Below are 26,562 nucleotides of genomic sequence, written 5' to 3'. Positions count from 1 at the left end.
GCAACGGGTAGTAAGTGTAGTGAGTTAGTTTAGTTTCACGGGTGTGGGATTCGTTGGGGATCGGTGGCCGGACCGCCTAGTTGGTGGGCGGGGCGGCTACCGAGCCGCGTTCGATGAGGGTTGGTGTGAGGGTGGTGCGGCGGACGCGGCGGTTGGTGTCCACGGCGGAGGTGACGCGCGAGACGACGTGGCTGACCAGGTCGTCGAGTGGCCAGTGGAACGTCGACAACGGCGGAGTGAGCAGCTGGGACATCGGCTGGTCGTCGTAGCCGAGGAGGGACAGGTCGTCGGGGATTCGCAGGCCGAGCTCGCGGCTGGCGGCGTACACCCCGAAGGCCATCGAGTCGGCGAGCGCGAGGATGCCGGTCGGGCGCCGGGCGCTGGTCAGCAGCGTCCGGGCGACGTCGGTCGCGCCGGCCAGATCGTGCGGGCATTGCAGCAGGCTGATCTCCAGCCCCAGGTCGGCGGCCACTCGCTGGGCGATTCCCTCGGCCGGACGCTCCACCGCGAAGCGCCGCGTCGGGCTCAGCACGGCGACGGTGCGATGCCCGGCGTCGGCCAGCCTTCGCAGCGCCGTACTCACGCCGGTCTCGTTGTCGAGGATCACCTCGGACTTCGCCTTCGCGCCGGGCAGGGCGTCGCCGATCGCGATCACCGGCGCCTGCTTCGCGATCTCGGCCCACTCCTTCTCCGCGGGGTCGATCGGGATCACCACGATCGCGTCGGCGCGGTGGTCGACCAGGTGCTGGGCGAGCTCGAGCTGCCGGTCCGCGTCGCCGGCCGAGTCGATGATCCAGGCGTTCCGGTCCGGCGCGAGGAGCTCGCGGCCGAGCGCGGCGGCGACCCGCTGCTGCCAGAGGTCCTCGAGGGACGCGCAGAGCACGCCGATCGAGCCGCTGCGGCCCGAGGCGAGCGCGCGGGCGACCGGGTCGGCCTGGTAGCCGAGGCGGTCCGCCGCGTCCTGGACCCGCTGCCGGGTCTCGGGCGTGCCGTGCAGACCGCGCAGCGCATACGACACGGCGGCCATCGAGAGCCCGGTCTCGGCGGCGATGTCCTTGAGGGTTGGCCTCCGGCTCGTTCCGGACATGCCCACGACCCTAGCCGTCGGCGTGGACAAAAACTTGACAAGAGCCGCTTTGAAGCGCTTCACTCTAGTCATCCTGAAGCGCTTCAATCTGATCAAACCGCGGGAAGGGGAGCCGATGATCGACGTCCACCAGCACCTGTGGCCGGAAGCGTTCGTCGACCGGCTCCGGGCGCGCTGCGAGCCGCCGTACCTCGACGGCTGGACGCTGCACACCGCGTTCGAAGCGCCGTACGACGTGGATCCCGCGGCGCACGAGATCGGCAAGCGGGTCGCCCTGGAGCAGGACGCGGGTACGACGCTCGCCGTCGTGTCGCTGTCGAGCCCGCTGGGGATCGAGGAGCTGGGGGATGCTCAGCTGCTGGCGGCGTGGCACGAGGGTGCGGCGCTGTTCCCGGAGCCGTTCAAGGCGTGGGCCTCCGTCGACCTGCTCAAGCCTGATGCCGATACGCTGGAATCCCTGCTGGGCAAGGGTTTTCTCGGACTGCAGTTGCCGGCGCACGTGCTCGGTACGCCAGCGTCATGGGAGGCGCTGGGCGAGTTGCTGCAGACCGCCGAGCGGCTGGGCAAGCCGATCCTCGTGCACCCCGGCACTGCGCGTTCGACGGATGCGCCGGGGTGGTGGGCGCCGGTCGTCGACTACACCACTCAGCTGCAGGCGGCGTGGTGGGCGTGGCATGCGTTCGGCGGACGGCGCGCGTACCCGAGCCTGCGCCTGTGCTTCGCCGCCGCGGCCGGTCTCGCGCCGGTGCACCACGAGCGGCTGGCCGCGCGCGGCGGGCGGCTCGGCACCATCGACCCCAATCTGTACGTCGACACCTCGAGCTACGGCCCGCAAGGAATCGACGCGGTCGCGCGGATCCTCGGCATCGACCAGGTCGTGCACGGCACCGACCGGCCGTACGCCGCGACCACCGACCTCCGCCAGGGCGACGCCGCAACCGCGGTCATCCGCCACGACAATCCACACCGGCTCATGTTCGGGGCCGGTTCAACTACTACTCCTGAGAGGGGAGTGCAGTGACTGCCCAGCCAATCGACGTACCGAACGTCCCGGCTCGCCAGGCCGGCCGGCTCGTGGAGCTCAACAACTGTCTGTCGCTGGATGACCTTCCGGGCCGGGACCTGACCCCCGGCGAGCTGTCCGAGCTGGCCGCGTCGATCGCCGCGCAGCCGCATCTGTGGGAGGAGCAGGTCGCGTACTCCGACGAGGAGCGCGTGTTCGCCTCCCTCCACCGGGACGCGAACGTCGACGTCTGGCTGATCTGCTGGACCCCGGTGAACGACACCGGCTGGCACGACCACGACGTCTCGTCCGGCGCGGTCGCGGTCGCCCGCGGCAAGCTCGTCGAGCACAACCTCGCCATCGGCGTCGAGTCGATCGAGACCGAGGTCGAGGCCGGCGACGTCTACGGCTTCGGCCCCGACCACATCCACCGCCTCACCGGTCTGGACAAGGGCAGCGTCACCGTCCACGCCTACAGCCCACCCCTGTGGCGCATGGGCCAGTACTCGGTAAAAGAAGGCGTCCTCCGCCGAGTCTCCGTCTCCTACGCCGACGAACTCCGCCCCATCGACTGAGCACAACCGGACCGTCGAGTCGTGGGATTCGGCTCCGACTTCGAACCGATTTCCACGGCTCGGCGGCGGGGGTGGCGACCAAACGCCACGACTCGGCGAGAAGGCCAGGCGGCGAGGCGAGGGTGGTGGCGGCGGGAGGTCAGGCGGCGAGGCGGGGGTGGTGGCGGCGGGGAGGTCAGGCGGTGAGGCGAGGGTGGTGGCGGCGAGAAGGCCAGGCGGCGAGGCGGGGGTGGTGGCGGGTGTGGAGGTCCTGGGACATGCGGGCGACTACGGTGCCGGGGATGTAGAAGGGCTCGCTCGTACGTCGTGACGACGCGGACCAGCCATCCCGCGCGCTCGAGGTTCTCGCGGCGGCGGATGTCCTGACGCCATCGCCGGGCATCGACGAGATGATGCCGGCCGTCGTACTCGATCGCGAATCTCAGCACCGGGTAGCTCAGGTCCCACGTCGCCGGCCAGCCGCTCTCGGAGTCGCAGCCGCCTCCCGCTCGAGTCGGATGCCGCGAGCACCGCTCGTCGCCTTCGCCCGCTCGACGACGTGCTCGGGATCCACGTCGGTACGCCGTACCAGGGCATCTGCGCCAGGCGTCAACAACAACGCAGCTCGGCCCGCACCGGGGGCGTCACCGCAACCTGCGTCGCGACGTACACCGGCCCGAGCACGCGCCGGCCGCGCAACAGCCCCTCGGGACATCCCCCGCGGCCCGCACCTCCGTGAACAACACCATTGTCCCGATTTTCCTCCACCCCGCGACATCAGTTCTCCACAGCCCCGCCGAGTCGTGGCGAACGGTTCCTGCCTCACAACTCGAGTCGTGGATCGAGGCTGTTTTTCTCAGCCAATATCCACGACCCGGCGAACGCCGGGGCAGATTGATCTGCCCCGGGTTGCCCCTCGATCTGGCCTGCCTGGGAGGGGGTTTTGTGCTCAGACTCGGGTGTCATGACGATGGACATGGAGCTCGAGGAGCACTACAGCGAGCGGTACGACGAAGCGAGCCGGCTGGGGTCGACGGTCAAAGGGCGACTGGAGCTGGCTCGGGTACAGGATCTGCTCAACCAGTACCTGCCACCGCCTCCCGCGGCGGTCGCCGATATCGGCGGCGGGCCCGGGGTGCACGCGGGCTGGCTGCAACATCGCGGGTACGACGTCGAGCTGATCGACCCGGTCGAGCGGCACGTCCGGCAGGCGACCGCTGCCGGGGTCAGCGCGGTGCAAGGCGATGCGCGGAAGCTGCCGTGGGAGGACGAGGAGTTCGACGCGGCGTTCGTGGCGGGGCCGATGTACCACCTGCGGGAAGCGGACGAACGGCAGCTCGCGTTGCGCGAGGCGATGCGGGTGACGAAGCTCGGCGGGTTCGTCGCGGTGGTCGCGATCAACCGGGCGGCCAATCTGATCGGCTCCGCCCTGGCCAACACGCTGATCGGACGGCGGGCGGTCGTCACGGACATCCTCCGCGACGGGTTCAGCTCACGGAACGATCGGATGGCGCACACGACGTACCACACCGTCGCGCAGCTGCGGGCCGAGCTCAACCACGCCGGCCTGCGCGGGGTGATGATCCATGGGCTGACCGGTCCGGGTGGCTGGCTGACCGTGATGATCGACGCGCACTACGGCGACCGGCCGCTCCCCGACAGCCTCCAGGAGCCGGATCCGCTGCGTACGGCGCTGGAGTGCGCCCGCCTCGCGGACAGATTCCCGGAGATGGTCCAGTCGAGTTCTCTGCTCTTCGGGGTAGGCCAGAAGGCAGATCTCTGACTAAAGTCAGAGGATGGGTGTTGTGGAGGTGCGGCGGTTCAATCGGATGGTGACGCAGCGGGTCGGGGCGTTGCAGGAGGACTACCTGGCGCGCGGTCGTCCACTGGGGGAGGACCGCGTGCTGTGGGAGATCGGCGCGGACGGGTGTGACGTGCGCACGCTGCGCGCCCGGCTGGATCTGGACTCCGGGTACCTGAGCCGGTTGTTGCGATCGCTGACGAGCGCTGGGTTGGTCCAGGTCGAGCCGAGTGCGGTGGACGCGCGGGTGCGGATGGCCACGCTGACGCGGAAGGGGCTGGCCGAGCGCCGGGTGCTGGATGCGCGCTCGGACGAGCTGGCGGCTTCCATCCTCGAACCGCTCGACGAGCGGCAGCGGGATCGGCTGGTCAAGGCGATGGACGAGGTGACCCGGTTGCTGACGGCGTCGATGGTCCAGGTCGAGATCGTCGATCCGCGCCTGCCGATTGCGCAGTACTGCCTGGACGCGTACTTCGCTGAGCTCGGGCGGAGGTTCGAGGCCGGGTTCGACCCGGCGCGGAGCATCTCGGCGGACAACGCCGAGCTGACGCTCCCCGCCGGGTTGTTGCTCGTGGCAACGTTGCGGTCGGAGCCGGTCGGCTGCGGTGCGCTCAAGCTGCACGGCTCCGAGCCGGCCGAGCTCAAACGGATGTGGGTCTCACCGGATGCGCGCGGGCTCGGGCTGGGCCGCCGGCTGCTCGCCGAGCTCGAGCGCACGGCGGCCGCTCACGGCGCGACCGCCGCCCGGCTCGAGACCAACCGCAACCTGACCGAGGCGATAGCCCTCTACCGCTCCGCCGGCTACGAGGAGGTCGCGGCGTTCAACACCGAGCCCTACGCGCATCACTGGTTCGAGAAACCTCTTTGAGTTACGGCTTGCGCAGTACGCCGAGCAGGCCGTGGCTCTCGTCGTCGGGGCCGGCGGAGAACCACAGGGAATCGGTTCCGCCGGTCGTGGCGGTGCCCTGGAGCAGTGCCCAGAGGCCGTCGATCACCAGGGTCCTGCCGTGGGCGTTGCGGACCTGACCGGCGAACTCGTACCGGCCGTGGGACTTCGGGTGCAGGACGTTGATCCGGCCGTCGCCGAAGTTGCCGACCAGGAGCGTGCCGGCGGGCTCACCCCACGCGGTCGGCGCGAGGGCCATGCCCCACGGCGCATTCAGCGTGCCGCGCGAGGCGACCCTGGTGACGAACCTGCCGTCGACGGTGTACTCGTCGACGAAACCGAGTCCCCGGCCGGCGATCTCGTCGCCGGTCTTCGGGTCTACCTTCGCGTAGGCGACGAAGATCCGGCCGTTGAGCGTCTGCACATTGAACGGCCCGTACCCCTTCGGCAGGTGGAAGTCCCGGAACGCCCACCACGGCTGCTTCACCGGAGCGAACGTGCTGTCGAAGACGTCGATCCGGTGCTGGGTGAAGTTCGCGGCGTACAACCGGTCGGCGGCCGGCGAGATCGCCAGTCCCTTGTAGTCGGCGCCCGGAGTCGTGGCCTTGATCTGGGCGGCGCCGATCGCCGGCGTGACCGGCGGGCCCCAGGCGGCGATCTGCCCGGTCTCGGTGGCGAAGATGAACCGGGCCGGCGCGCTGACGGTCCCGTTGCTGAGCACGAACCCGGTGCCCGCGTTGTTGACCTGCCCGGTCGGCACCGGGACGTCCACCCGGACCGTGGGCACCTTGGTCGCGGTGGTCGCGCCCGGCGCGGACGAATAGAGCGTGGACGTCGACGTACCGTTGTTGGACGACCACACCGGGGTCGTCGCACCGAGCGAGAGACCCCACGGGTTGACCAGGTCGGCGTCCTGGAGCGCGGCCTTGCCTGCCTGGTCCGAGACCAGGTTGACCTGCTGTACGGCGAGAGCGTGGTGCGACCCGTGTGCGCTGGCGGTCGCGGGGGTGACCAGTGCGAGGCCACTGACGAGCGCGGTGGCTACCGCGAGTGGACGGCCCTTCGAGCGGAGTGACATGTCACTTTCCTGTCGGTAGGGATGCGGAACACCATCGATACGACCGGGTGGGCTAGGCGGTTCAATCGCCGCAAGGTAGACATGGCGGAGAACTCAGGTGGGGAAGCAATCGGTGCGTACGTAGGAGGGGGAGTCCATGTCAGGTCTCGCGATCGAGCCGCTGAATCCGTCGATCCTGCCGGCGGCGGGCAAGTACAGCCACGGCATCCAGGTCGACGGCGCCCAGCGGATGGTGTTCGTCAGCGGGCAGGTGCCGTGGGGCAACGAGCACGGCCGGGTGCCGGAGACGTTCGAGGCGCAGTGCCGGATGGTCTGGCGGAACGTGCTGGCCGTGCTGTCCGAGGCGGGGATGGGGATCCGGAACCTGGTCAAGGTGACGACGTACCTGTCCGACCGGCAGTACCGCGCGCTGAACGCGAAGATCCGCGAGGAGGTCCTCGGCGCGCACGCCCCGGCGCTGACGGTCGTCATCGCCGACATCTACGCGGAGAACTGGCTCCTCGAGATCGAGGCTGTCGCGATGGCCTGAGGGGTCCACCTGGTCCCGAAGTGGCTATAGAAACCGCGTGCTGTGCTGTTTAGCGTCGAAGCATGAGGATCAGGGTTGTCGATGCGTTCGCCGATCGTCCGTTCGGCGGGAACCCGGCCGGAGTGTGTCTGCTCGAAGCCGGCGAGTGGCCGGACGAGGCGTGGATGCGATCGGTCGCGGCCGAGATGAAGCACGCCGAGACCGCGTTCGCCCGGCCGGCGGAGTTGGCCGACGCGGACTGGGATCTGCGCTGGTTCACGCCGACGAAGGAAGTGGTGCTCTGCGGCCACGCGACGCTGGCGACCGCGCACGCGCTGGCCGCGGACGGCAAGGTGTCCGGGAGGGTTGCGTTCGCGACGCTGAGCGGGATCCTCGTCGCGGCGGTCGAGGACGACGGGATCACGCTGGACTTCCCGGTCAACCGGCCGTTCGAGGTGCCGGTCCCGGACGGGCTGGCCGCGGCCGTGGCGGTCGAGCCGGCCGAGGTCTACGTCACCGGCGAGCTCCGCGATCTGCTGGTCGTCGTACCTGACGAGGCGACCGTGCACGCGGCGGTGCCGAACTTCGACGCGATCACCGCGATCACGCAGCGGGAGAAGCTGCGTGGGGTGATCGTGACGGCGCCGGGTTCGGAGTACGACTTCGTCTCGCGGTTCTTCGCGCCGGGCAGCGGGATCCCGGAGGACCCGGTGACAGGGAGCGCGCACACCAGTCTGGCGCCGTACTGGGGCGAACGCCTCGGGCGGAACGAACTGGTCGGGTACCAGGCGTCCGCCCGAGGCGGGGTCGTCCAGGTCAGCTCATCCGGCGACCGCGTCTACCTGAAAGGCCAGGCGATCACGGTCCTGGACGGGGAGCTACTCGTCTAGGCCCAGGTCTCGGCGTGGGTGGCGGTGCCGTTCGGGGCGATCAGTTCGGTGACGACGTCCTCGGCGTCGGCGTCGAGCGGCTCGAAGGGCGGCTCGGGTACGACGTACGCCCGGGCGCCGGCGACCATCTCGATGCCGGGCAGCTCGAACCACGCCTCGCCGACCTCGCGGCTGATCTCGTAGATGGCCTGCTCGGCGGAGTCGACCGGCTCCCGCTCGCCGGACTCGTCCAGCTCGGCCGGGTGCCGCTCCTGCGCGGCCCGGCCGGCTTCGAGCAGCGCGTCCAGGTCGACCACGCGCAGGTCGAAGCGCGACACGACGCTGATCACCTGGTCCGGCTCGACGTCCTCCTCGTCCTCGTCGTCGGCCACGTCGTCCAGCAGCAGCGGCGTCGTGCCGGTGTGCTCGAAGACGGCGTCGTTCCAGTCCTCGACCACGCCCTCGAGCGCGGCGTTGTGCTCGAAGAGCTGGGAGTTGTCCTCGTCGCCGGTCATCGCGAGCAGCGCATCGGTGTGGGCCTGCAGGCGCTCGGCGAGCTTCCGGCTCGCCTCGGCCAGCGCGGTCCGGGTGTCCGCGGAGAAGAACTGCTCTGCGGGGGCGGGGGTGTCCAGTTCAGTCACGTGCGGGATCTTCCCTTGTCTGTCGGTGGGGATGCCAGCCGTAAGTATGTGAGAAGCCTGTGAGAGCTGCGTCAGCGGGTGTGAGAGGCCTGCGAGAACCCTCCTGACCGGGCAGCCAACGGTGTGCAGTTGAACCCATGAACACTTTTGTCGCGAGGTGGCGCCGTCATGGGTGACGTCGTCTACCTCGCACTCACCGTCGTCGTGTTCGCGGCCGTCTGGCTCGCGCTGCGCGGAGTGGAGAAATTGTGAGCGCCGAGAACATCGCCGGTCTGGTGGTGGCCGCCGCTCTGGTCCTCTACCTGATCGCCGCCCTGATCTTCCCCGAGAGGTTCTGATGTCCGACACCGCGGCCGGCCTGTTGCAGGTCGGCTTCCTGATCGTGTGCCTGGCGGCGGTCTACCGGCCGCTCGGTGGCTACATGGCCCGCGTCTACACCTCCGACAAGGACCTGCGGATCGAGCGGGTGACCTACAGGCTGTTCGGCGTCGACTCGAAGACCGAGCAGACCTGGGCCGTCTACGCCCGGTCGGTGCTCGCGTTCTCCGCGGTCAGCGTCGTAATGCTGTACCTGCTCCAGCGACTGCAGCACTGGCTGCCGCTGTCGCTGGGGCTGCCGAACGTACCGTCCGGCCTGGCGTTCAACACCGCCGCATCGTTCGTCTCGAACACCAACTGGCAGAACTACTCGCCCGAGGTGACGCTGGGCCACCTGGTCCAGTTCGCCGGCCTCGCGGTACAGAACTTCCTGTCCGCCGCCGTCGGCATGGTCGTCGCGGTCGCCGTGATCCGCGGCTTCGCCCGGTCGAAGACCGACCGGCTCGGCAACTTCTGGGTCGACCTGACCCGGACCGCGCTGCGGATCCTGTTGCCGATCGCCGTGATCGGCACGCTGGTACTCGTTGCCACCGGCGTCGTACAGAACCTGTCCGGCGGTCACGAGGTCGCCTCGGTGGTCGGCCAGACCCAGACCGTCCCCGGCGGCCCGGTGGCCAGCCAGGAGGTCATCAAGGAGCTCGGCACCAACGGCGGCGGCTTCTACAACGCCAACTCCGCGCACCCGTTCGAGAACCCGAACGGCCTGTCGAACCTGTTCGAGATCTTCCTCCTGCTGCTGATCCCGGTCTGCATCACCCGCACCTTCGGCCTGATGGTGAAGGACAAGCGACAGGGCTACGCGATCCTGGGCGTGATGGGTGTGCTCTGGGCCGCCTTCACCTTCTCCGCCACACTCTTCGAGAACCTCGGCGCCGGTACGGCGACGCAGGCCGCCGGCGCCGCGATGGAAGGCAAGGAAACCCGCTTCGGCGAATGGGCCTCGGCGCTGTTCGCCACCTCCACGACGGGTACGTCGACCGGCGCGGTGAACTCGGCGCACGACTCGTTCACCCCGCTCGGCGGTGGTACGGCGCTGTTCCACATGATGCTTGGCGAGGTGTCGCCGGGCGGTACCGGAACGGGTCTGTACGGGATGCTGATCCTTGCCATCCTGGCGGTGTTCGTCGCGGGCCTGATGGTCGGCCGGACACCGGAGTACCTGAAGAAGAAGATCACCGCGCGCGAGATGAAGCTGGTCTCGCTGTACATCCTGACGACGCCGACCGTCGTACTGGCCGGGGCGTCGATCGCGATGGGGCTGGCGGCGGCCCGGGCCTCGATCTTCAACACCGGCAGCCCGCACGGGTTCTCGGAGGTGCTCTACGCGTTCACCTCGGCCGGCAACAACAACGGCAGCGCGTTCGGCGGAGTGAGCGGCAACATCCCGTTCTACAACACCGCTCTCGGGCTGGTGATGCTGCTCGGGCGCTTCGTCCCGATCGTGTTCGCGCTGGCACTGGCCGGCTCGCTCGCGAAGCAGCAGCCCGTCCCGGTGACCCAGGGCACGCTGCCCACCCACAAGGCCCTGTTCGTGACATTGCTGGTCGGCACCGTGCTGATCGTCACCGGCCTGACGTACTTCCCCGCACTGACTCTCGGACCCCTCGCGGAGGGACTGTGACCACGCTGACCAAGCTGACCGAGCCGCCCGCATCGAAGCCGGCGGCTACCCCCAAGAAGGCGCCGTCGGGCCTGTTCGACCCGAAGATGCTGCTGACCTCCCTGCCCGACGCGCTGAAGAAGCTCGACCCGCGCGTGATGGCGAAGAACCCGGTCATGTTCGTGGTCGAGGTGGGCGCGGTCGCATCGACGGTCTTCGCCTTCACCGACTCCAGCGTGTTCGTCTGGTGGATCGTGGTCTGGCTCTGGCTGACCGTGATCTTCGCCAACCTGGCCGAAGCGGTCGCCGAGGGCCGGGGCAAGGCCCAGGCCGAGACGCTGCGCCGGGCCAAGACCGAGACCACCGCGCGCCGGCTCGTCGGCGACCAGGAGGAAGCCGTCCCCGCGACCCAGTTGCGGCTCGGCGACCTGGTGGTCGTCGAGGCGGGCCAGGTCATCCCCGGCGACGGTGACGTCGTCGAGGGCGTCGCGAGTGTCGACGAGTCGGCGATCACCGGCGAGTCGGCCCCGGTCATCCGCGAGTCCGGCGGCGACCGGAGCGCGGTCACCGGCGGCACCAAGGTGCTGTCGGACCGGATCGTCGTGAAGATCACCACCAAACCCGGTGAGAGCTTCATCGACCGGATGATCGCGCTGGTCGAGGGCGCCTCGCGGCAGAAGACGCCGAACGAGATCGCGCTGAACATCCTGCTGGCCAGTCTCACGATCGTCTTCCTGGTCGCGACCATCACGCTGCCCACGTTCGCGGCGTACGCGAAGGTGGACCTGAACATCGTGATCCTGGTGGCCCTGCTGGTCTGCCTGATCCCCACCACGATCGGCGCGTTGCTGTCCGCGATCGGCATCGCCGGTATGGACCGGCTGGTCCAGCGGAACGTGCTGGCGATGTCCGGCCGCGCGGTCGAGGCCGCCGGCGACGTGAACACCCTGCTGCTGGACAAGACCGGCACCATCACCCTGGGCAACCGGCAGGCGGCGGAGTTCATCCCGGTCCAGGGCGTGACCGACACCGAGCTGGCCGACGCGGCGCAGCTGTCCAGCCTGGCCGACGAGACGCCGGAGGGCCGCTCGATCGTCGTCCTGGCGAAGACCGGGTACGGCCTGCGCGAGCGGCACACCGGTGAGTTGCCGCACGCAACGTTCGTGGAGTTCACCGCGCAGACGCGGATGAGTGGTGTGGACGTCGACGACCGGCAGATCCGCAAGGGCGCAGCCGGTGCGGTGAACGCCTGGATCGGCGAGCACGGCGGTACGACGGACGCGCAGCTCGGCGAGATCGTCGACGGCATCTCGGCCTCCGGCGGTACGCCGCTGGTCGTTGCCGAGAGCATCGACGGTGCGGCGCGCCCGCTCGGGGTCATCCACCTCAAGGACGTGGTCAAGGAGGGCATGCGGGAGCGGTTCGACCAGATGCGCGCGATGGGCATCCGGACCGTGATGATCACCGGTGACAACGCGCTGACCGCGAAGGCGATCGCCGACGAGGCCGGGGTGGACGACTTCCTGGCCGAGGCGACGCCCGAGGACAAGATGGCGCTGATCAAGCAGGAGCAGGAGGGCGGTCGCCTGGTCGCGATGACCGGTGACGGCACCAACGACGCGCCCGCGCTGGCCCAGGCTGATGTCGGGGTGGCGATGAACTCCGGTACGTCGGCCGCCAAGGAGGCCGGCAACATGGTCGACCTCGACTCGAACCCGACCAAGCTGATCGAGATCGTTGAGATCGGCAAGCAGTTGCTGATCACCCGCGGTTCGCTGACCACGTTCTCGATCGCGAACGACGTGGCGAAGTACTTCGCGATCCTGCCGGCGCTGTTCGCCTCGGCGTACCCGGGGCTGGACAAGCTGAACGTGATGGGCCTGCACTCGCCGGAGTCGGCGATCGTGTCCGCGATCGTCTTCAACGCGCTCATCATCGTGGGCCTGGTGCCGCTGGCCCTGCGTGGCGTCCGGTACAAGCCGTCCTCGGCCTCGGCGATGCTGCGCCGCAACCTGCTGGTGTACGGCGTCGGCGGTCTGATCTCGCCGTTCGTCGGCATCAAGCTCCTCGACCTGGTTGTCTCGCTGATCCCCGGTCTGCACTGAAAGGTAGTTGCTCATGACAAGCAGTTTTCGCCAGTTCGGGGTGGCGATCCGGGTGCTCCTGGTCTTCACCGTCGTCCTGGGTGCCGTCTATCCGCTGGTGATGACCGGCGTCGCCCAGGCGCTGTTCCACGGCAATGCGAACGGGTCGATCGTCAAGGTGGACGGCAAGCCGGTCGCCTCGGACCTGATCGGCCAGGCCTACACGATGGACAGCGGCAAGAAGGATGCCGACGGCAAGGCGATCATGGTCGCCGACCCGAAGTGGTTCCAGACCAGGCCGTCCGCGGTCGACTACGACGGGATGGGCAGCGCGGCCTCGCAGTACGGGCCGAACAACCCGGACCTGGTCAAGCTGATCGACGAGCGCCGGCAGGAGGTCGCCGAGCTCGAGGGCGTCGACCCCTCGCAGGTGCCGCCGGACGCGGTCACCGCGAGCGGTAGCGGCCTCGACCCGGACATCAGCCCGGCGTACGCCGCTCTGCAGGTCGATCGGGTCGCCCGCGAACGTGGTCTGTCGGTGGACCAGGTCAAGCAGTTGGTCAAGGAGAACACGAAGGGCCGCACGCTCGGGTTCCTGGGGGAGCCGACGGTGAACGTGGTGACGTTGAACGCCGCCCTGGCTGCCGGCTGAGAGTATGAAGGTATGAAGCGCGGGCATCTGCGGGTGTATCTCGGTGCCGCGCCCGGTGTCGGGAAGACGTACAAGATGCTGGGCGAGGGGCAGCGGCGCCTCGCCCGGGGGACCGATGTGGTCGTGGGGTTCGTCGAGACCCACGGCCGGCAGCACACCGCCGAGATGCTCGGCGGGCTGGAGATCGTGCCGCGGCGGATCATCGACTACCGCGGCGCGAGCTTCACCGAGCTGGACCTCGACGCGGTGCTGGCCCGGCGGCCGGAGGTCGCGCTGGTCGACGAGCTGGCGCACACCAACGTCCCGGGCAGCCGGAACGAGAAGCGCTGGCAGGACATCGAGGAGTTGCTGGCTGCCGGGATCGACGTGATCTCGGCGGTCAACATCCAGCACCTCGAGTCGATCAACGACGTGGTCGAGAAGATCACCGGAGTACCGCAGCAGGAGACGGTCCCGGACCGGGTGGTCCGGGCCGCGGACCAGATCGAGCTGGTCGACATGACACCGGAGGCGCTGCGCCGCCGGATGGCGCACGGCAACGTGTACGCCGCGGACAAGATCGACGCTGCCCTGGGCAACTACTTCCGGGTCGGGAACCTGTCCGCCCTTCGTGAGCTGGCGTTGCTCTGGCTGGCCGACCGGGTGGATGCGGGCCTGCAGCAGTACCGCCAGGAGCACGACATCGACTCGACCTGGGAGGCCAGGGAACGGGTCGTCGTCGCGCTGACCGGCGGCCCCGAAGGCGAAACGCTGATCCGGCGCGCCGCTCGGATCGCCGCCCGGTCCTCCGGCGGCGACCTGCTCGCCGTCCATGTGGCGCGCTCCGACGGCCTGACCGGGGCGAACCCGAGCAAGCTCGCGGAGCAACGCAACCTGGTCGAGAAGCTCGGTGGGACCTATCACCAGGTCGTCGGTGACGACATCCCGGCCGCTCTGCTGACCTTCGCGAAGGCCGAGAACGCCACCCAGTTGGTGCTCGGCGGCAGTCGCCGGTCGCGGATCGGCTCGCTGTTCACCGGCCCCGGGATCGGGGCCACCACGATCCGCGATTCCGGCGACATCGACGTACACCTCGTCACGCATTCGCTGATGGGGCGTGGCCGGTTGCCGCGGCAGCGTGGTGCGTTGTCCCGGCGCCGGAGGATCCAGGGCTTCGTGCTGGCGGTGGTGCTGCCGCCGGTGCTGGCGCTGGTCCTCGGACTGGGCGGTGACACGCTCAACCTTACGAGCAACGTGCTGGCGTTCCTGTTCGCGGTCGTGGTGGTCGCGCTGGTCGGCGGCATGTGGCCGGCGATGGTCACCGCGGTCGGCGGCTCGCTGGTGCTCAACTGGTTCTTCACACCGCCGAGGCGGACGTTCACGATCGCCGAGCTGAACAACGCGCTGGCGCTGGTGATCTTCATCCTGGTCGCGGCGATGGTGAGTTCGGTCGTCGACCGGGCGGCGCGCCGTACCAGACAGGCGGCCCGGGCGGCCGCCGAGTCGGAGACGTTGGCGACCTTGGCCGGATCGGTACTGCGGGGCGAGACCGCGCTGCCCGCGCTGCTCGAGCGGGTGCGCGAGGCGTTCGGGATGACCGGCGCGTGCCTGATGGAGCGCGTGGACGACGACGAGCTGACCGAGGTCTGGCGACCGCTCGCCTCGGCCGGTTCGCCGACCTGCACGCGTCCGGAGGAGGCCGACGCCGAGATCCCGGCGCGCGACGACCTGGTCCTCGTACTGCAGGGACATCAACTGGAGGCGGACGAGCGTCGGCTGGTCGGGGCGTTCGCGGCCCACGCCGCCGCGCTGGTCGACCGGGCCCGGCTGAGCGAGGCGGCCGCCGAGGCGAAGCCGCTCGCGGAGGCCGACAAGCTGCGTACGGCGTTGTTGCGGGCGGTCGGACATGATCTGCGGTCGCCGCTGGCATCGGCGAAGGCATCCGTGACTTCGCTGCGTAGCGACGACGTGGAGTGGAGTGAGTCGGAGCGGGAGGAGCTGTTGGAGACGGCGGACGAGTCTCTGGATCGGTTGTCGCGGTTGGTGGACAACCTGCTGGACCTCAGTCGGCTACAGGCCGGAGTACTGCCGGTATTCACGCGGCCGATGGCGCTGGACGAGATCCTGCCCGGTGTCCTCGCCGAGTTGGGTGGCGAAGCCGACCGGGTGACGGTCGACATCCCGCACACATTGCCGCTGGTGGAGGCTGACCCGGCGCTGCTGGAGCGCGTCGTGGCGAACCTGCTGGCGAACGCGATCCGCTACTCGCCGCCCGGCCGTCCGCCGCTGATCACCGGAAGCGCGCTCGGCGACATCGTCGAGGTCCGCGTGATCGACCGGGGGCCGGGCATCCCGCGACAGGACCGCGATCGGGTCTTCGCGCCGTTCCAGCGCCTGGGCGACACCGACAACACGGTCGGCGTCGGACTCGGACTCGCGCTCGCCCGCGGCCTCGCCGAGGCGATGCACGGCACCCTCCAGCCCGAGGACACTCCCGGCGGTGGCCTCACCATGGTGGTCTCCGTCCCCACCGCCACCCTCCGCCCGACCGACGCCCCGGTCCCCGGTGCCCGCGAACGATCGGAGCAAGAGTGACCAGGGTCTTGGTTGTGGATGACGAGCCGCAGATTGTGCGGGCGTTGCAGATCAATCTGAAGGCGCGGGGGTATGAGGTGCATCTGGCCGGCACGGGTACGTCGGCGTTGAAGGTGGCCGCGCAGCATCCGCCGGAGTTGGTGATCCTCGACCTCGGGTTGCCGGACTTCGACGGTGTGGATGTGATCCGGGGGCTGCGCGGCTGGACCGATGCGCCGATCCTGGTGCTGTCCGGGCGGACCGATCAGACCGACAAGGTCGAGGCGCTGGACGCCGGTGCGGACGACTACGTGACCAAGCCGTTCGGGATCGACGAGCTACTGGCCCGCATGCGCGCCGTACTCCGCCGGAGCAACATCGCCCAGGACCAACCGGTGGTGACCGTCGGCGGCGCCGTCGTTGACCTCGCCGCGAAGCGGGTGACGCTCGAGAACGGCGAGGACATCCGTCTCACCCCGACCGAGTGGCACCTGCTGGAGGTCCTGGTGCGCAACCCGGGCAAGCTGATGTCCCAACGCCAACTCCTGACCGAGGTCTGGGGGCCCGGCTACGAAACCGCCAGCGGCAACCTCCGCTTCTACATGGGCCAACTCCGCCGCAAACTCGAGCCCGACCCCGCCCGCCCCAAACACCTCCTCACCGAACCCGGCATGGGCTACCGCTTCGAACCCTGACCGTGTCCGTTTCGTTCAAGACGTGTCGGCCCGATCTGCGGGAGGCTCAAGGCATGGACATCTTCACGGCAGGTCGGGATTTTGTACGGCGGGACGCTCGGCTGCTCGAGCGTCGGCTGTTCGCCACGGTTTTCGAGGGCGCTGATCCGCAGGGTGTGGTGGACGCGCTGCGCGGGTTCCAGAACGCCGACGGGGGCTTCGGGTGGGGGCTGGAGCCGGACAAGCGGTGTCCGGACAGCTTGCCGCTCGACGTGGAGGTCGCGTTCGACACACTGCTCGCGGCCGGAGCCCGGGACGAGGAGATGGTCCGACGGGCGGTCGACTGGCTCGAGCAGACCGCCACGACTGACGGAGCGGTCCCGCTCTGCGGCCCGGCGATCGAGGACTACCCACGTGCGGCGCACATGACCGAGTGGACCTACAAGCCCGACATCAACCCGACGGCGGGTCTGGTCGGCCGGCTGCACCAGCTGGGCGTCGAGCACCCGTGGCGCGACAAGGCCGGTGCCTGGTCCGCGGCCGAGCTGGCAAAGGGGTTCCCCGAGGACGCGCACGGGATGCACGAGGCCTTGGAGTTCCTGGAGCACAGCGGTGACGTCGACCTCGATCGCATCCGCGACTGGGTGCCCAAGCTCGCGAACTACCGGGCCGACGCCGCCGATCCGTCGTACGGCGTGACGCCGCTGAACTTCGCACCGACGCCGGACAGCTTCTGGAAGCAGCTCTTCACCGAGGCCCAGCTCGAGGCCCACCTCGACCGCCTGATCGCAGACCAGCAGGACGACGGCGGCTGGGCGATCACCTGGGAGCCGCCCGGCCCCGCGGCCACCCTGGAGTACCGCGGCATCGTCACCGTCGGCGCGCTCCGGACGTTGAAGGCCTACAACCGCCTCTAGCTACTGACGGCTCTAACGACAGGAGGTAGTGCCCCGAAGTGTGCGTCGGCGGAGTGACTTGAGCGTGGCAGAGGCAGATATCTCCTGTCCTTAACTCCCGGACTCGGCAGGGTGTTCGACCTGGCGGTCGCCCCATTGGGTGAGGAGACCGCGGGCGATCTCGAGGTCCTCCCGTAGCGAGCGGTCGGCCAGGTCGTCCGGCAGGGCGGCGAGCGCGTCGGCCAGCCACGGCGCGACCGCCGCGGGTGCGAGATCGACGGGCGTCAGGCCGGCCAGGCGGATCGCGCGGACGGCGGTGACCAGTTCGCTGGCGAGTACTTCGCGGAGCGCGTCCAGAAGCTGCTTCGTCAGCGCGGCGGCCTGTGGTGCAAAGCTCGCGTGCAGTTCGGCGCCGCGCGACAATGTCGCCGTACCGAGGGTGGCGGGCTGTGCGGACGAGCGGACCGCGGCGAGCGCATCGTGGGCGACGTACTCGATCATCATCACGCCCGAGCTCGTCTCGGCCCCGCTGGCCAGGAAGCGGCTGAGACCGGTGTAGTCCGGGTCGACCAGGTTCGCGACGCGGGTGGTGGACAGCGTCGCGACGCTGTGCAGGCTGAGGCGGAGCGAGTCCAGAGCCAGGGCGATCGGCATCGCGTGCCAGTTGCCGTTGTGCAGCACGGTGTCACCAGCCACCAGCGGGTTCTCCGCGGCGGCGTTGATGTCGATCCGAATACTGTTGCCTAGGGCATCTGAATGGTCGACGGCGGGGCCGAGGACCTGCGCGAAGGCCCTGAGCCCGAAGGGGTCCTGAACGCGGGCTGGTTTGAGTGGCAGATCGTCGAGCAGCTCCCGCATCCGTCGGGCGACGCGGAGCTGTCCAGGCTGCGGACGGGCCTCGTGGACGCGTACGTCGTACACCTCGGCGTTGCCGCGCAGCGCGACGTGCGTGAGGGCGCCGACCAGCGGTACGACGTTGATCAGCGTGGACGCGTCGACGTACGCCAGGCAGCACTCGGCGAGCGTGAGCGCGTTGCTGGACAGCAGCGGAAGTGCGCTGGTGCCTTCGATGACGTCACCGAGCGCGAGCCCGAGTTCGGCGAGCGGACCGAGGTCTCCGGTCCCGATCGCACCGCCGCGGTGCAGGTCCGGCAGGTTGTCGTCGTTGAGCAGGCCGATGATCGCGTCGGCCACGGCCGGTTCGAGTCCCGACCCGCCGGCGGCGAGCTGGTTGACGCGAATCAGCAGCCCGAGCCGGACGACATCCTGCGGGTACGACGTCGTACCGGTCGTCGAGTGCGACGCGAGCAACCGGGTGCCGTGCTCCGGGTCGGACGTGAGCATGTCGCGGTTGGCCCCGACGCCGGTGGTCCGCCCGTACACCGGCCGGCGCGCCGCCACCTCGGCCACCACCTGCGCCGACTCTTGCATCCGCTTCCGCGTCTCGTCGGAGAGCCGCACCGGCGTCCGCCGTTGCCCGAGTGAGACCGCGTCCAGCGGCGTCAGTCCCGTCCCGGAAATTTCGATCGGCTCCACCAGCACAGTGTGCGACCTGTGACCGGCGCCACAAAGTACCTCGAACCCGTCGGCGTCTGAGATCCGAGACGCTTTGTCCCGGCCTGCTCAGCCGTACTGCGGGGTCACCGGGGCCAGGGGATCGGGAGTGCGATGACCTGGAAGGGCGGTGCGGCGGCAGCACCCTTGGCCGACTGGCCGTTCACGACCAGCAGGCGGTCGCCGTCGGAGGCCAGGGTGGTCGGGGTGTCGAGGCGTGGATCGACGTGTTCGCCGAGCCGGACGGCGGCGGTGGCGTCGGCGTTGAGCCGGTGCCGTTCGGGTAGACCTTCGGTCCGGTGTCCTTCAGGTGGATCGGCTCCGGCGCCGCCTCGGTGTCGAGCAGATCGAACCGCCAGACCACCGGCTGCGACGAGTCCGTCGCGTAGGCATGATCGCCGATCCCCCACACGTCGTTGAGATAGCCCTCGATGCCGCGCCCGGCAGCCAGATCTCTGCGACCTCGTCATCCAGGTCGCACCGGTAGATGGTTCCGTCGGTCCGGCTGGCCGAGAAGAGGTCGCGGTCCGAGCCCATCGTGATGCCCTCCGGCATCACGAAATCGCCGGGCAGTTCGTAGGCGCCGATCGTCATGGCGCCGAGCCTAGATCGCGGCAGGGTCCGCGTACGGGCGCAGGCAGGCAAAGGCCCGCCGCTCCCGAAGAGCGGCGGGCCTTGCGGCGGGGACTACGCCTTGCCGTAGCGCTTCTTGAACTTCTCCACGCGGCCCTGGGTGTCCATCACGCGCTGCTGGCCCGTGTAGAACGGGTGACTCGCGGACGAGATCTCGACGTCGACGACCGGGTAGGTGTTCCCGTCGTGCCAGACCACGGTCTCGTTGCTCTCGCGGGTCGAACCGGTGAGGAAGCTGAAGTTGCCGGACTTGTCCCTGAAGACGACCCGGCGGTAGTCGGGGTGAATGCCGTTCTTCATGCTGCAGTACTTCCTTCCAAGTAAGGGGCGAACGGATCGGTCAGGGGGTGAACCGCTTCGTCCGCACGCAGGACACAACCGTCCAGGCGGGCGGTTAATTCCCGCGGATCCAGACCCGGTCCGGTGAGCGACAGGTACGACGCGCGGTCGCCGTACTCCGGATGCCACTCGAGCGCGGACCGCGCCTGGTGCTGCTGTCCGACCGCCGGCCAGCGGTCCGCGGGGAGGTCGGCGAGCCACGGGCCGAGGATGCCGATGGAGATGTTCGTGCCGAAGCTGTCCCAGCTCAGCCGGTTGCGGTGCTGCGTCGCTATCCAGATCGTCCCGCGGCCGCGCGCGGATCCGGCGACCAGGTCCTCGAGGGCGTCGTACAACCGCTCGGGGTGGAACGGCCGGTTCGACTGCCAGACCAGCGTCGGCACCTCGCCCGCCGCGGCCGCGGCGATCGAGCCGGGCTCCACCGCGCTTCCGGGGGTGTGGAGGCGTACGCCGAGGAGGTCAGCCGGCGTGGTCCTGATCAGCAGCCGTGGATTGATCGCCTGGATCAGCTGGGTTGGTTCGTCGCCGTTGAGCACCGCCGCGTCCGCCGCCTCCAGCTGCCGGACGACGACCTCGGCGATCGCGCGACCGTCCTCCACCGCCGTCGGGATGGCGCGGTCCCGGATCAGCTCGTCGCCGGTGAGGTCCGCGACCACGGTGGCGGCGTCGACGGTGGTGACGACGGCGTCGATGCGGAGATCGTCGGCTGCCCCCAGCTGGGTCGCGATCGCCTGCGTGTCACCAGCGGCCGGGACGTTGACGATCGCCACTTGGTACCGATCGACGGATCCGATGCTCGACAGGAGTTGGACGAGTGAACCGCGCATCGCGCAGGACACGCACGGGTGCTCCATGGTGATCACCTCGCGGTCGATCACGCCGGTCGAGGTACGGGCGATCCGTACGACGGAGCCGGCGCTCAGGCCGCTCGCGTCGTACTCCACCAGGACGCCGGTCGGGCCGGCGGCAGCCAGCAGCTTCCCCGCGACGGCGCCGCGGAGCCCCTCGTCGAGCCCCGTCAGCAAGGTCACCGGCAGCATCGACTCTCCTGTCGCTATCGAAAACGATAATCGCTACGAAGTATCCTGTCGGCCGGAATAGCCGCCACCCGGCCGGCGTTGCCGGGAGTGAGGGTCACCCGCCAGGTGATCCGGGAAAGGACAGCATGGCCAAACGCAACGACCTCCGCCCCATCATCAAGCTCCGCAGCACCGCAGGCACCGGCTTCACCTATGTAACGCGCAAGAACCGCCGGAACAATCCCGACCGGCTGATCATCCGCAAGTACGACCCGAAGACCCGGGCCCACGTCGACTTCCGCGAAGAGCGCTGAGCGGCCGCACCCCGCACCTCAACTTCGACCAGGTCGCGGCGGGTGGGGACCTTGAACAAGCAATGCCATGTTCGAGGTCCCTGTCTGGTGTCCACGGTTGCCCTCGAGCGCCAGCCGGCGGGAGATTAGCCGTGGAGGCGGCGGCTTAGGGCGGTGGCTGCCTGGCGGATTCTGTGGGCCAGGTGGGGGCGGTCCGGGGGTGGTACGGCGTCTGTGCGGAAGGTGACACTGATGGCTGCGGCTGGATGGCCGGCGTGGTCTACGGCGGCGCTCGCTACGGATGCCATGCCGGGGGTGATGAAGGAGTCCTCGACGGCGAAGCCCTGGCGTTTCTCATCGGCGAGCAGGCGACGGAGCTGGGTCAGGGTTTGCGGGCCGTGGTCGGTCCGGCGGACGAAGGACTCCGGCGTGGGAAAGAGAGCACGGACCTGAGCGGGCGGCAGCTCGGCGAGGAGTGCGCGTCCGGACGCGGTCAGCGTCGCCGGGAGACGTACGCCGACATCCGTCACCAGCGTGACGGGCCGCGGCGGCTGCTCCTTGAGCAGATAGACCAGCTCGCGCCCATGCAGTACGCCGAGGTGCGCCGTCTGCCCGACCTCGTGCACCAGCTGCACCAGCAACGGCCGCGCCAATCGCTCCAGCGGATCGTGCCGCAGGTACGCCGATCCGATCTCGAAGGCGGCCACCCCGAGCCCGTACCGCTTCTCCTCGGGCAGATGGGCGACGAACCCCTCGTCGATCATTGCCCGCAGCAAGTGGTACGTCGACGAGCGCGGCAGGCCGACCGCGGAGGCGATGCGCTCCATCGGTACCGGACCGGGCTGGGTGGCCAGGAACGTCAGCACCCGCAGCGTGCGGGTCGAGGCGGGAACGTTGCCGCTCACAACGGCAGGGTAACCCGCGCGGTCTTAGATCCCTGACGATTCGCGTTTCTTCGCGCGGCTGCGCCGCAACCAGAACCGGAACCCCTCGCCCGCGACCGCGATCGCGAACAGCCCGCCGGCGAGGCCCCAGTCGAGGAACTCCGAGCCCGAGAGCAGGAATCCGACCGCGAGCGACACCACCAGAAAGAACAGCAAAGAGATAGCGAGTCGCTTCACAGGGCCTTCTCCGCGGTCCACGCGCCGGATGTCGTCCGGTAGCCGAGCCATTGGTTGACCGCCAGCATCGGGGCGTTGCCGGCGTCGTTCCCGGTCGATGCCGTCACGAACCCGGCGTCCCGGGCCGCGGCCAGCGCGTGTGACTTCACCACCTTCGCCAGTCCGCGCCCGCGGGCCGACGGGATCGTGCCGGTCAGGTTCGACCAGATCACCCCGCGGTCCGGATCGGCGGTCGTGGTGACGAACGACAGCACCCGGTCACCGTCGACCACCGCGAAGCTCAGGTCCCGCCGGAGGTCCGGGTTGTTCCACGACACCTTCACCCATTCGTCGTACGCCGGTCCGCCGGAGAACCCGCTCGGGTCGTCGTCCCGCACCTGGATCTCGGCGTCGAACACCTGCCGCGGCCCGAGGTCGTCGAAGGTGGTCAGACGTAGCCCGGCCGGCGGCGCGACCGGCTCGCGCGCCTCGCGCAGATCGGCGGCGGCATGGCTCATCCGCCGCCCCAGCACGAACCCGCGCTTGTCCGCGAACGTCTTCGAGTCGTCGTCGTCGGTCACGGCGACCAGCAACCGGCCGGCCCCGGCGGTGACAGCCTCCGCGGAGATCCCGGTCAGCAAGGCACTGCCGATCCCGCGCTTGCGCTGCGACGGTGGCACCTGGATCGTGATCCGCACCCGCGCCCCCGTCACGCCTGCGTCGGGTAGGTAGAGGTTGGAGTACCCGACCACGTCCGGGCCGTCCACGGCGAGCAGGATCACCCGGCTCTGGCCACCTCGCAGTTCGGTCTCGATGGCCCGCGCCGACTTCACCAGATGCGGCATCACGGCAGCCCAGACCTGGGCGACGCCGGCCGCGTCCGCCGGCCGCGCCGGCCGGATCTCGAACACCATGGCTTGACCCTATGTGTTCGCGGGTCCACACCTGACGTCTCAGATTCGAGACAGAAACTGGTATGCCGCTCCTGTCGAGGAGCATCCCGGCGCGGTCCAATGATCGGGTGGAAGACACGGTGATTGTCGGCATTGGACCGCTGACCCCGGCCGAGGTGGTCGCGGTCGCGCGGTACGGCGCGCAGGTACGGATCGACGACCAGGCCCTGGAAGAGATCGCGAAGTCACGCGCCGCGATCGAGGCGCTGGCCCATGCGGACACCCCGCATTACGGCGTCTCGACCGGGTTCGGCGCACTCGCGACCCGGCATATCGCGCCGGAGTTGCGGGCCCAGTTGCAGCGCAGTCTGATCCGATCGCACGCGGCCGGCTCCGGTCCCGAGGTGGAGACCGAAGTGGTCCGCGCGCTCGCCCTGCTGAGGCTGTCGACCCTCGCCACCGGCCGCACGGGTGTGAAGGTCGAGACCGCCCAGGCGTACGCCGGTCTGCTGAACGCACACCTGACTCCGGTGGTGCACGAGTACGGCAGCCTCGGCTGCTCCGGCGACCTCGCACCGCTGTCCCACGTCGCGCTCGCGATCCTCGGCGAAGGCAAGGTCCGCGATGCCGACGGCAACCTCCGCGACGCCGGCGAAGCCCTGCAGAGCAAGGGCCTCACTCCGATCGTGCTCGCGGAGAAGGAAGGTCTGGCGCTGATCAACGGGACCGACGGCATGCTCGGCATGCTGGTCCTGGCGCTCGCCGATCTCGACCGGCTCTTCAAGACAGCCGACCTTGCCGCCGCGATGAGCGTCGAGGCCCAGCTCGGTACGGACCGCGTGTTCGCCGAGGACCTGCAGGCCCTCCGCCCGCATCCAGGTCAGGCCGCGGCCGCCGCCAACCTCCGCGCGATCCTCAAGGACAGCGCGATCGTCGCGAGCCACCGAGGTCCGGACTGTAACCGCGTCCAGGACGCCTATTCGCTCAGGTGCTCACCGCAGGTCCACGGCGCCGCCCGCGACACAGCAGCCCACGCCGCATCAGTCGCCGACCGCGAGCTCGCCGCTGCGATCGACAACCCCGTAGTGCTGAAAGACGGCCGTGTCGAGTCCAACGGCAACTTCCACGGCGCCCCGGTCGGGTACGTGCTCGACTTCCTCGCCATCGCGGTGGCCGACCTCGCCAGCATCAGCGAACGCCGTACCGACCGCTTCCTCGACGTCGCGCGCAACCACGGCCTGAACGCTTTCCTGGCCGACGATCCCGGCGTGGACAGCGGGCACATGATCGCGCAGTACACCCAGGCCGCGATCGTCTCCGAGCTCAAACGGCTCGCCGTACCCGCCAGCGTCGACTCGATCCCGAGCAGCGCGATGCAGGAGGACCACGTCTCGATGGGCTGGTCCGCCGCACGCAAGCTGCGCAAGGCGGTCGACGGCCTGCAGCGCGTGCTGGCGATCGAGATCCTCACCGCCGCCCGCGCGCTGGACCTGCGCGCCCCGCTCGACCCGGCCCCGGCCACCGCGGCCGCACGCAACGCGTTGCGTCGGTACGTCGAGGGCCCCGGCACGGACCGCCACCTGGCGCCCGAGCTCGAGCACTCCGTCCAACTCGTTGCCAACGGCACCTACATCGAAGCCACCGAGACCGTCACCGGTCCGCTGAACTGAAGGAGGTGTCTGGTGGTCCCACGCCTACTGCGCGGCACTCGTCACGACACCTCGCTCCAGCACGCTGATGCACGCGCCGAGCACCTGCTCGCTACGGCGTGGAACCACCAGACACCTCCTAGAAAGGCTGGATCACCCATGTCCGGACCCCGTCCTGTGCGCGCACCCCGCGGTACGACTCTGACCGCCCGCGGCTGGCAGCAGGAGGCCGCGCTGCGGATGCTGCAGAACAACCTCGACCCCGAGGTCGCCGAGCACCCCGACGAACTCGTCGTGTACGGCGGCTCCGGCAAGGCCGCCCGCGACTGGAACTCGTTCGACGCGATGGTCCGCACGCTGACCACCCTCAAGGACGACGAGACCATGCTGGTGCAGTCCGGCCGCCCGGTCGGCGTGATGCAGACGCACGAGTGGGCGCCGCGGGTGCTGATCGCGAATTCCAACCTGGTCGGCGACTGGGCCACCTGGGAGGAGTTCCGCAAGCTCGAGGCGATGGGGCTCACGATGTACGGCCAGATGACGGCCGGGTCGTGGATCTACATCGGCACGCAGGGGATCCTGCAGGGCACCTACGAGACGTTCGCCGCCGTTGCCGAGAAGCGCTTCGGCGGCACGCTGGCCGGCACCATCACGCTGACCGCCGGGCTCGGCGGCATGGGTGGCGCCCAGCCGCTGGCGGTGACGATGAACGACGGCGTCGCGATCTGCATCGACGTCGACTCGTCCCGGATCGACCGCCGGATCGAGCACCGCTACCTCGACGTACGGGCGAAGGACCTGGACGACGCGCTCCGGTTGGCCGAGGAGGCCAAGAAGGCCCGCCGGCCGCTGTCGATCGGTGTCCTGGGCAACGCCGCGGTGATGGTGCCGGAGCTGCTGGAGCTGGGTGCGCCGATCGACATCGTCACCGACCAGACCTCGGCGCACGACCCGCTGATGTACCTGCCGGTGGGCATCGACTTCGACGACTGGACGACCGCCCGCGAGAAGGACCCGGCCGGGTTCACCGAGCGCGCGCAGGCCTCGATGGCGCGGCACGTGGCCGCGATGGTCGGGTTCCAGGACGCGGGCGCCGAGGTGTTCGACTACGGCAACTCGATCCGCGACGAGGCCCGGAAGGCGGGCTTCAACCGCGCGTTCGACTTCCCCGGTTTCGTACCGGCGTACATCCGGCCGTTGTTCTGTGAGGGAAAGGGCCCGTTCCGGTGGGCCGCGCTGTCCGGCAACCCGGCCGACATCGCGAGGACGGACCAGGCGGTTCTGGATCTGTTCCCGGACAACGAGCACCTGACCCGGTGGATCAAGATGGCCGGCGAGCGGGTCGCGTTCCAGGGCCTGCCGGCCCGGATCTGCTGGCTCGGCCAGGGCGAGCGGGACAAGGCCGGGGTGCGGTTCAACGACATGGTTGCCTCCGGCGAGCTCGAGGCGCCGATCGTGATCGGTCGCGATCACCTGGACACCGGCAGCGTGGCTTCGCCGTACCGGGAGACCGAAGGAATGCTCGACGGCTCGGACGCGATCGCGGACTGGCCGTTGCTGAACGCGATGGTGAACGTGGCCAGCGGCGCGTCCTGGGTGTCGATCCACCACGGCGGCGGCGTCGGCATCGGCCGGTCCATCCACGCCGGCCAGGTGTCCGTTGCCGACGGCACCGACCTGGCCCGGCAGAAGCTGGAGCGGGTGCTCACCAACGACCCGGCGATGGGTGTGATCCGTCACGTCGACGCCGGCTACGACACGGCAGTAGAGGTTGCGGACCAGCGGGACGTCCGGATCCCGATGCGGGAGAGCTAACTG

26 protein-coding genes are annotated in these 26,562 nt (G+C 69.5%); 16 read left to right on the top strand and 10 right to left on the bottom strand.

What is annotated here, in order from left to right; translation table 11 throughout:
• Nucleotides 1–76 precede the first annotated feature (76 nt).
• Nucleotides 77–1,087 (bottom strand): LacI family DNA-binding transcriptional regulator, encoded by a 1,011-nt coding sequence (locus tag ACIA58_RS04900; RefSeq protein ID WP_396402255.1) that lies wholly within the window; start codon nucleotides 1,085–1,087, stop codon nucleotides 77–79.
• 115 nt (nucleotides 1,088–1,202) lie between these two features.
• Between ACIA58_RS04900 and ACIA58_RS04895 the strand changes: the two genes are divergently transcribed.
• The 4 genes from ACIA58_RS04895 (at nucleotide 1,203) to ACIA58_RS04880 (ending at nucleotide 5,313) form a co-directional block, all read left to right on the top strand.
• The gene (locus ACIA58_RS04895) at nucleotides 1,203–2,108 is read left to right on the top strand and encodes an amidohydrolase family protein (RefSeq protein WP_396402254.1); all 906 of its coding nucleotides are present in this window, start codon (nucleotides 1,203–1,205) and stop codon (nucleotides 2,106–2,108) included.
• On the top strand, nucleotides 2,105–2,665 hold the full coding sequence (locus ACIA58_RS04890) for a cysteine dioxygenase (RefSeq protein WP_396402253.1): 561 nt from the start codon (nucleotides 2,105–2,107) through the stop codon (nucleotides 2,663–2,665). The genes ACIA58_RS04895 and ACIA58_RS04890 overlap by 4 nt, the downstream gene beginning before the upstream one ends.
• 943 nt (nucleotides 2,666–3,608) lie before the next feature.
• On the top strand, nucleotides 3,609–4,427 hold the full coding sequence (locus ACIA58_RS04885; protein ID WP_396402252.1) for a class I SAM-dependent methyltransferase: 819 nt from the start codon (nucleotides 3,609–3,611) through the stop codon (nucleotides 4,425–4,427).
• A 13-nt stretch (nucleotides 4,428–4,440) separates the two neighbouring features.
• Complete coding sequence (locus tag ACIA58_RS04880) at nucleotides 4,441–5,313, top strand: GNAT family N-acetyltransferase (protein WP_396402251.1); 873 nt, start codon at nucleotides 4,441–4,443, stop codon at nucleotides 5,311–5,313.
• 1 nt (nucleotide 5,314) lies between these two features.
• Here ACIA58_RS04880 and ACIA58_RS04875 read toward each other — a convergent pair whose 3' ends face one another.
• On the bottom strand, nucleotides 5,315–6,409 hold the full coding sequence (locus ACIA58_RS04875) for a TIGR03118 family protein (RefSeq protein WP_396402250.1): 1,095 nt from the start codon (nucleotides 6,407–6,409) through the stop codon (nucleotides 5,315–5,317).
• A gap of 136 nt (nucleotides 6,410–6,545) precedes the next feature.
• Between ACIA58_RS04875 and ACIA58_RS04870 the strand changes: the two genes are divergently transcribed.
• Both ACIA58_RS04870 and ACIA58_RS04865 read left to right on the top strand, forming a co-directional pair.
• On the top strand, nucleotides 6,546–6,938 hold the full coding sequence (locus ACIA58_RS04870; RefSeq protein WP_396402249.1) for a RidA family protein: 393 nt from the start codon (nucleotides 6,546–6,548) through the stop codon (nucleotides 6,936–6,938).
• Between the two features lie 62 nt (nucleotides 6,939–7,000).
• A complete protein-coding gene (locus ACIA58_RS04865; protein WP_396402248.1) occupies nucleotides 7,001–7,807 on the top strand; it encodes a PhzF family phenazine biosynthesis protein in 807 nt (268 codons plus the stop codon).
• Here ACIA58_RS04865 and ACIA58_RS04860 read toward each other — a convergent pair.
• Nucleotides 7,804–8,427, bottom strand: coding sequence for a hypothetical protein (locus ACIA58_RS04860; protein WP_396402247.1), 624 nt, complete (start codon nucleotides 8,425–8,427; stop codon nucleotides 7,804–7,806). The two genes, ACIA58_RS04865 and ACIA58_RS04860, sit on opposite strands and share 4 nt — an antisense overlap.
• A gap of 248 nt (nucleotides 8,428–8,675) precedes the next feature.
• Between ACIA58_RS04860 and kdpF the strand changes: the two genes are divergently transcribed.
• The 7 genes from kdpF to ACIA58_RS04825 all read left to right on the top strand — a co-directional run bounded on the left by kdpF (nucleotide 8,676) and on the right by ACIA58_RS04825 (nucleotide 17,285).
• The gene (gene kdpF, locus ACIA58_RS04855; RefSeq protein WP_137256202.1) at nucleotides 8,676–8,765 is read left to right on the top strand and encodes a K(+)-transporting ATPase subunit F; all 90 of its coding nucleotides are present in this window, start codon (nucleotides 8,676–8,678) and stop codon (nucleotides 8,763–8,765) included.
• On the top strand, nucleotides 8,765–10,426 hold the full coding sequence (gene kdpA, locus ACIA58_RS04850) for a potassium-transporting ATPase subunit KdpA (RefSeq protein ID WP_396402246.1): 1,662 nt from the start codon (nucleotides 8,765–8,767) through the stop codon (nucleotides 10,424–10,426). Before kdpF ends, kdpA begins: the two co-directional genes overlap by 1 nt.
• 71 nt (nucleotides 10,427–10,497) lie before the next feature.
• Complete coding sequence (gene kdpB, locus ACIA58_RS04845; protein ID WP_396403310.1) at nucleotides 10,498–12,510, top strand: potassium-transporting ATPase subunit KdpB; 2,013 nt, start codon at nucleotides 10,498–10,500, stop codon at nucleotides 12,508–12,510.
• 7 nt (nucleotides 12,511–12,517) lie between these two features.
• On the top strand, nucleotides 12,518–13,141 hold the full coding sequence (kdpC, locus tag ACIA58_RS04840; RefSeq protein ID WP_396402245.1) for a K(+)-transporting ATPase subunit C: 624 nt from the start codon (nucleotides 12,518–12,520) through the stop codon (nucleotides 13,139–13,141).
• A 12-nt stretch (nucleotides 13,142–13,153) separates the two neighbouring features.
• On the top strand, nucleotides 13,154–15,715 hold the full coding sequence (locus ACIA58_RS04835) for a DUF4118 domain-containing protein (protein ID WP_396402244.1): 2,562 nt from the start codon (nucleotides 13,154–13,156) through the stop codon (nucleotides 15,713–15,715).
• Entirely contained in the window at nucleotides 15,712–16,389 is a 678-nt protein-coding gene (locus tag ACIA58_RS04830; RefSeq protein WP_329004249.1) for a response regulator, read from the top strand. The genes ACIA58_RS04835 and ACIA58_RS04830 overlap by 4 nt, the downstream gene beginning before the upstream one ends.
• Before the next feature lie 53 nt (nucleotides 16,390–16,442).
• On the top strand, nucleotides 16,443–17,285 hold the full coding sequence (locus tag ACIA58_RS04825; protein WP_396402243.1) for a hypothetical protein: 843 nt from the start codon (nucleotides 16,443–16,445) through the stop codon (nucleotides 17,283–17,285).
• A gap of 90 nt (nucleotides 17,286–17,375) precedes the next feature.
• Here the strand turns inward: ACIA58_RS04825 and ACIA58_RS04820 are convergent, their stop codons facing one another.
• The 4 genes from ACIA58_RS04820 to ACIA58_RS04805 all read right to left on the bottom strand — a co-directional run bounded on the left by ACIA58_RS04820 (nucleotide 17,376) and on the right by ACIA58_RS04805 (nucleotide 20,830).
• A complete protein-coding gene (locus tag ACIA58_RS04820) occupies nucleotides 17,376–18,800 on the bottom strand; it encodes an aromatic amino acid lyase (RefSeq protein WP_396402242.1) in 1,425 nt (474 codons plus the stop codon).
• Nucleotides 18,801–18,981: 181 nt separating this feature from the next.
• Nucleotides 18,982–19,230 (bottom strand): hypothetical protein, encoded by a 249-nt coding sequence (locus ACIA58_RS04815; protein ID WP_396402241.1) that lies wholly within the window; start codon nucleotides 19,228–19,230, stop codon nucleotides 18,982–18,984.
• 275 nt (nucleotides 19,231–19,505) lie between these two features.
• Nucleotides 19,506–19,751, bottom strand: a complete 246-nt coding sequence (locus tag ACIA58_RS04810; protein ID WP_396402240.1) for a type B 50S ribosomal protein L31 — start codon at nucleotides 19,749–19,751, stop codon at nucleotides 19,506–19,508.
• Nucleotides 19,748–20,830, bottom strand: coding sequence for a CobW family GTP-binding protein (locus ACIA58_RS04805; protein WP_396402239.1), 1,083 nt, complete (start codon nucleotides 20,828–20,830; stop codon nucleotides 19,748–19,750). Before ACIA58_RS04805 ends, ACIA58_RS04810 begins: the two co-directional genes overlap by 4 nt.
• Nucleotides 20,831–20,955: 125 nt before the next feature.
• Between ACIA58_RS04805 and rpmG the strand changes: the two genes are divergently transcribed.
• Nucleotides 20,956–21,123, top strand: coding sequence for a 50S ribosomal protein L33 (rpmG, locus tag ACIA58_RS04800; RefSeq protein ID WP_130442702.1), 168 nt, complete (start codon nucleotides 20,956–20,958; stop codon nucleotides 21,121–21,123).
• Nucleotides 21,124–21,248: 125 nt separating this feature from the next.
• Here rpmG and ACIA58_RS04795 read toward each other — a convergent pair whose 3' ends face one another.
• Genes ACIA58_RS04795 through ACIA58_RS04785 form a run of 3 tightly spaced genes read right to left on the bottom strand, consistent with a single transcriptional unit; the run spans nucleotide 21,249 to nucleotide 23,116 of the window.
• A complete protein-coding gene (locus ACIA58_RS04795) occupies nucleotides 21,249–22,007 on the bottom strand; it encodes an IclR family transcriptional regulator (protein ID WP_396402238.1) in 759 nt (252 codons plus the stop codon).
• Nucleotides 22,008–22,031: 24 nt separating this feature from the next.
• The gene (locus ACIA58_RS04790) at nucleotides 22,032–22,223 is read right to left on the bottom strand and encodes a hypothetical protein (RefSeq protein WP_396402237.1); all 192 of its coding nucleotides are present in this window, start codon (nucleotides 22,221–22,223) and stop codon (nucleotides 22,032–22,034) included.
• Nucleotides 22,220–23,116: a GNAT family N-acetyltransferase gene (locus tag ACIA58_RS04785; protein ID WP_396402236.1), complete on the bottom strand. Its 897-nt coding sequence runs from the start codon at nucleotides 23,114–23,116 to the stop codon at nucleotides 22,220–22,222. The genes ACIA58_RS04790 and ACIA58_RS04785 overlap by 4 nt, the downstream gene beginning before the upstream one ends.
• 62 nt (nucleotides 23,117–23,178) lie before the next feature.
• Here ACIA58_RS04785 and hutH point away from each other — a divergent pair, with 62 nt between their 5' ends.
• Together hutH and hutU are read left to right on the top strand one after the other, a co-directional pair.
• The gene (gene hutH, locus ACIA58_RS04780; RefSeq protein WP_396402235.1) at nucleotides 23,179–24,765 is read left to right on the top strand and encodes a histidine ammonia-lyase; all 1,587 of its coding nucleotides are present in this window, start codon (nucleotides 23,179–23,181) and stop codon (nucleotides 24,763–24,765) included.
• Nucleotides 24,766–24,903: 138 nt separating this feature from the next.
• The gene (gene hutU, locus ACIA58_RS04775) at nucleotides 24,904–26,559 is read left to right on the top strand and encodes a urocanate hydratase (RefSeq protein WP_396402234.1); all 1,656 of its coding nucleotides are present in this window, start codon (nucleotides 24,904–24,906) and stop codon (nucleotides 26,557–26,559) included.
• Nucleotides 26,560–26,562: the final 3 nt, after the last annotated feature.

It is taken from the genome of Kribbella sp. NPDC051586, from assembly GCF_044453965.1.
GTDB lineage: Bacteria > Actinomycetota > Actinomycetes > Propionibacteriales > Kribbellaceae > Kribbella.
This window is presented reverse-complemented; position numbering and strand designations above follow the sequence as displayed.

Coding starts and splice junctions, on each gene's coding strand:
- ACIA58_RS04900 (WP_396402255.1), bottom strand. CDS start 1,087: ATGTCCGGAACGAGCCGGAGGCCAACCCTCAAGGACATCGCCGCCGAG.
- rpmG (WP_130442702.1), top strand. CDS start 20,956: ATGGCCAAACGCAACGACCTCCGCCCCATCATCAAGCTCCGCAGCACC.
- ACIA58_RS04810 (WP_396402240.1), bottom strand. CDS start 19,751: ATGAAGAACGGCATTCACCCCGACTACCGCCGGGTCGTCTTCAGGGAC.
- hutU (WP_396402234.1), top strand. CDS start 24,904: ATGTCCGGACCCCGTCCTGTGCGCGCACCCCGCGGTACGACTCTGACC.
- ACIA58_RS04875 (WP_396402250.1), bottom strand. CDS start 6,409: ATGTCACTCCGCTCGAAGGGCCGTCCACTCGCGGTAGCCACCGCGCTC.
- ACIA58_RS04865 (WP_396402248.1), top strand. CDS start 7,001: ATGAGGATCAGGGTTGTCGATGCGTTCGCCGATCGTCCGTTCGGCGGG.
- hutH (WP_396402235.1), top strand. CDS start 23,179: ATGCCGCTCCTGTCGAGGAGCATCCCGGCGCGGTCCAATGATCGGGTG.
- ACIA58_RS04805 (WP_396402239.1), bottom strand. CDS start 20,830: ATGCTGCCGGTGACCTTGCTGACGGGGCTCGACGAGGGGCTCCGCGGC.
- ACIA58_RS04835 (WP_396402244.1), top strand. CDS start 13,154: ATGAAGCGCGGGCATCTGCGGGTGTATCTCGGTGCCGCGCCCGGTGTC.
- kdpA (WP_396402246.1), top strand. CDS start 8,765: ATGTCCGACACCGCGGCCGGCCTGTTGCAGGTCGGCTTCCTGATCGTG.
- ACIA58_RS04880 (WP_396402251.1), top strand. CDS start 4,441: ATGGGTGTTGTGGAGGTGCGGCGGTTCAATCGGATGGTGACGCAGCGG.
- ACIA58_RS04785 (WP_396402236.1), bottom strand. CDS start 23,116: ATGGTGTTCGAGATCCGGCCGGCGCGGCCGGCGGACGCGGCCGGCGTC.
- ACIA58_RS04825 (WP_396402243.1), top strand. CDS start 16,443: ATGGACATCTTCACGGCAGGTCGGGATTTTGTACGGCGGGACGCTCGG.
- ACIA58_RS04895 (WP_396402254.1), top strand. CDS start 1,203: ATGATCGACGTCCACCAGCACCTGTGGCCGGAAGCGTTCGTCGACCGG.
- ACIA58_RS04870 (WP_396402249.1), top strand. CDS start 6,546: ATGTCAGGTCTCGCGATCGAGCCGCTGAATCCGTCGATCCTGCCGGCG.
- ACIA58_RS04885 (WP_396402252.1), top strand. CDS start 3,609: ATGACGATGGACATGGAGCTCGAGGAGCACTACAGCGAGCGGTACGAC.